This window comes from Polymorphobacter multimanifer (genome assembly GCF_014205635.1).
In the GTDB taxonomy this organism is placed as follows: Bacteria; Pseudomonadota; Alphaproteobacteria; order Sphingomonadales; family Sphingomonadaceae; genus Sandarakinorhabdus; species Sandarakinorhabdus multimanifer.
Map to the genome: position 1 here is coordinate 1 of NZ_JACIIV010000062.1, position 3,547 is coordinate 3,547.

Consider the following 3,547-nt stretch of genomic DNA (forward strand, 5'->3'; position numbering starts at 1 on the left):
GCCTGGAACAAGCTCGTCGAGCAGCCCTGGAAGATCATGTCGATCGGGTTGCGCAACTGGGCTCAGGAGTTCTGATCAGTGAATCTTGGTATAAGGTGTCAGATGCCAACTTTGTTGATGGACCGATTAGGCTTGTCGCTCCCGCTCGTTCAGGCCCCGATGGCAGGAGTGTCCACGCCGGCACTTGCTGCCGCTGTGTCTGAACAGGGCGGCTTGGGTTCGATCGGCGTTGGGGCAACCGATGCCGCTGGTGCACGCGGCATGATTGAAGAGACCCGAGCGCGAACAAATAACGCGTTCAACGTCAATGTGTTCGTTCACGGCAGAGCCATTGCCGATCCTATTACGGAGGCTGCTTGGCTCGACTGGCTAGCGCCTGTCTTTACCGAGTTCGAGGCCGAGCCGCCAACGGCACTGCAGACCATCTACAAGAGCTTCGCCGACGATCCCGACATGTTGGCCATGCTGCTCGCACTGGCGCCGCCGGTGGTCAGCTTTCACTTTGGCCTGCCATCCTCCGACATCATCACCCTCCTGCGGGATCGAGGGATCGTGTTGATGGCAACGGCTACCAGCCTGGACGAAGCCCGTGCTATCGAAAGCGCGGGCATCGACGCAGTCGTAGCACAGGGGATCGAAGCTGGCGGACATCGGGGCGCGTTCGATCCAGTCGCGCCCGATGATGCGCTTGGCACCGTCGCGCTGACGCGTCTTTTGGTACTCAAGACCAAACTTCCGGTGATCGCGGCGGGAGGCATAATGGACGGTGCCGGGATCGCCGCTGTTCTCGATCTGGGTGCGGTTGCGGCGCAGCTCGGCACCGCCTTCATCGCTTGCCTTGAGAGCGCAGCCGACGAAGGATACCGGGCGGCCTTGAGAGGACCGGGCGCCTATCACACGTCGCTGACATCACTCATCTCTGGCCGACCAGCCCGCGCGCTCGCCAACCGCTTCACAGGATTGGCAGCTGCGATCGGCAATTGCCAACCTCCTGACTACCCCATCGCGTACAATGCCGGCAAAGCGCTGCATGCCGCCGCCAAAGCTAAGGGGGAGTATGGGTTCGGCGCTCACTGGGCCGGGCAAGGCGCACCGTTAGTGCGCGAAATGTCAGCGGCTGATTTGGTACAGGTGCTGCGAACTGAGCTACAGAACTGCCGCTCGGCGGATTGAAAACTGGCACCTGGTCGAGCTTTTACTTAAAATCTGCTCGGTTGCTCCCCATCTGAAGGCAAAAATATACACCGCTAGCGAAGTGGCGGCCTAGCTTCGGCGCGTCTGGCCTCAATCGCGCTGATTCCGTGGCCAGTGCCGCCTCGGGGCAGACGAAGGCTTGCACCGTGCAAGACCTGCAGGGTCCCCTTTCGGACACCCTATACGAAGCCCTTCAGTTGATCGCTAGGTTGATGGTGCCGGACATTATGCGGGCCAGAACAATCGCGCGTGCGTGCTCGACATGCGCACTCGCAGCCCGTTCGGCGGCGGCAGGATCACGAGCTTCGAAAGCGGCGATCAGCGCCTCGTGGCCGTCGTCGGCCTCTGCTCGGTCGTGCATCTGCGATCCGGGGCCGAACAGGCCGAGGTGCACCAGACGCTCACCCTCATCGGCGAGCGCGTCGAGCAGGGCATAGAGCCGGGCATTGCCGGTCGCGGCCGCGATCGCGCGATGAAAGGCGCGATTGGCGGCGACGAAGGCCAGTCGTTCGTCGGCGCTGTGGGCATTCTGCGGCGCCTTATTGAGACGACGCAACCCGGCGGCGTCGACCCTTGTCGCTGCCATGGCCGCCGCCTTCGGCTCGGCGATAAGGCGCATCTCGAACAGCTCACGGATCGATTGCACCGTCACGGGTGCCACCGTGTAGCCATGGCGCGGGACCGGCACCACGAGCTGAAGCTCGGCCAGGCGGGTGAGTGCCGACCGTGTCGCTGCCTTGGCCAGCCCGAACCGCAGCGACAGCGCCGATTCCGAGAAGCCGCTGCCGGGAGCCAACCGGCATGCGATGATCTCGGCCTTGAGCAGCGCAAAGGCCGCATCGCTCTGCCGGGTCGGTTCGTCGACCGGGTTGGGAGACTGTGGACCCGTCGCTGTCATGCTACCTCCTCAGGTTGGCCGGCTTATAACATACTATTGACATGTCACCAGCAGCGCAACATGCTTAGGCAAAAAATTGGAGGGTAAAATGACGTTCCGACGGATTGCATTGCTGGCGGCCACTCTTGCTGCTGCCGGGCTCGCTCAGCGTGTGGCGGCGCAACCCGCTGCGGTTCCGCCCGCGCTTGGGCAGCACGTTGCTGCCTATTCAGCGGCATGGGGTAGCCGCGATCCGGCGCGCATCCCCGCGCTTCATACGGCCGACACGGTCTTCGATCTGCGCGTCGACGGCGAAACGCCCGCGGTTGGCAGGCAAGCCGCGCAAGCCCAGTTCGCCCGCATCCTGCGTGACAATCCCGGTTACGCGTCGACAGTCGGCAAGGTCGGCTTTGGCCCGGATTTCGTCGTCATCGAATATACCATCGCGATGGATCCAGCGGTGCCGTTCGCCCTCGGCCGCTTCTGCTATCAGCCGACAGGTGTCGCCTATACCGTGCCGGCGATCGATGTGATCCGCTTCCGCGAGGGGCTGGTCAGCGAGAAAGTGACGTTTCTCGACACCGAAGTAATCCGCGCCAACAGCCGGGACACCGTTGCCTTGAAGGCCGGGAGGTGACATACGCCGGCCCGTCGACCGATGCGGTGAGCATGTTATTGTCCGTATTTGCACTCGCGGCGCTGACTGCCCTGATGATGCTTTGGATGTATGCGACCCGCCTGCCGGCCATGCAGCGGGCCGGGCTAGAGCCGCAGGCCGCCGCCCACACCGCCAGTTTGACAGGCAAGCTTCCGGCCTCGGCCGAACGCGTCGCAGACAACTACAATCACCTGACCGAAGCGCCGACCGTCTTCTATGCGGTTGCCCTAGCGATCGTGGCGCTCGGCGCCGCCGACCAGCTTCATGCGGTCTGTGCCTGGGCCTATGTCGGCCTTCGCTTCGCGCACTCGCTGGTGCAGGCGACGGTCAACCGCGTCGCGGTGCGCTTCGTCCTGTTCACGCTGTCCTGGGCGGCTTTGACCGTCATTATCCTGCGCGGATCGGCAAAGGCCTTGTCGCTGTGACCAGGGCGGTGCTTCTGCTCATCAGGCTACTGTGGGTTGTGACCGGCGGCACGATCTTTGCCGGTCCGCACGGCTTCTACGACCGCACGCCTGGCCTTGCGATGATTGGGCCCTACAGCATGCATTTCATCCGCGACGTGGGCCTGGCGTTCGTCGCCGGCGGTGCAACACTGGCCATCGGGGCGTGGCTTCGCAACCGCAGCCTGGCGCTCGCCGGCACCGCCTGGCCCGTCCTCCATGCCCTGTTCCACATCCAAATATGGGCGCACCGGGGCTTGGCGTTCGATGCCATTGCCGGTTTGTGCACGGCGGTGACAAACCAGGCCATTGGATCGTCGGCGGCGTGTCGATGAGGGCGGTGTAAAACCCGGCCATTGGTTAGGCTTGTCCCTT

The 3,547-nt window shown here is 63.5% G+C and carries 5 protein-coding genes; 4 read left to right on the forward strand and 1 reads right to left on the reverse strand.

The window, feature by feature from the left end; all coding sequences use genetic code 11:
• Positions 1 to 102: 102 nt before the first annotated feature.
• Entirely contained in the window at positions 103 to 1,173 is a 1,071-nt protein-coding gene (locus FHS79_RS18360; protein WP_243453000.1) for an NAD(P)H-dependent flavin oxidoreductase, read from the forward strand.
• Between the two features lie 214 nt (positions 1,174 to 1,387).
• Here FHS79_RS18360 and FHS79_RS18365 read toward each other — a convergent pair whose 3' ends face one another.
• A complete protein-coding gene (locus FHS79_RS18365) occupies positions 1,388 to 2,092 on the reverse strand; it encodes a GntR family transcriptional regulator (protein ID WP_184203280.1) in 705 nt (234 codons plus the stop codon).
• A 109-nt stretch (positions 2,093 to 2,201) separates the two neighbouring features.
• Between FHS79_RS18365 and FHS79_RS18370 the strand changes: the two genes are divergently transcribed.
• From FHS79_RS18370 to FHS79_RS18380, 3 genes are read left to right on the forward strand one after another with little or no spacing between them, the layout of a single operon-like run.
• Complete coding sequence (locus FHS79_RS18370; RefSeq protein ID WP_184203282.1) at positions 2,202 to 2,708, forward strand: nuclear transport factor 2 family protein; 507 nt, start codon at positions 2,202 to 2,204, stop codon at positions 2,706 to 2,708.
• Positions 2,705 to 3,154 carry an MAPEG family protein gene (locus tag FHS79_RS18375; RefSeq protein ID WP_243453586.1) on the forward strand — a complete coding sequence of 150 codons (450 nt, stop codon included), beginning with the start codon at positions 2,705 to 2,707 and terminating at the stop codon, positions 3,152 to 3,154. Before FHS79_RS18370 ends, FHS79_RS18375 begins: the two co-directional genes overlap by 4 nt.
• Positions 3,155 to 3,162: 8 nt before the next feature.
• Complete coding sequence (locus FHS79_RS18380) at positions 3,163 to 3,507, forward strand: hypothetical protein (RefSeq protein ID WP_184203284.1); 345 nt, start codon at positions 3,163 to 3,165, stop codon at positions 3,505 to 3,507.
• Positions 3,508 to 3,547: the final 40 nt, after the last annotated feature.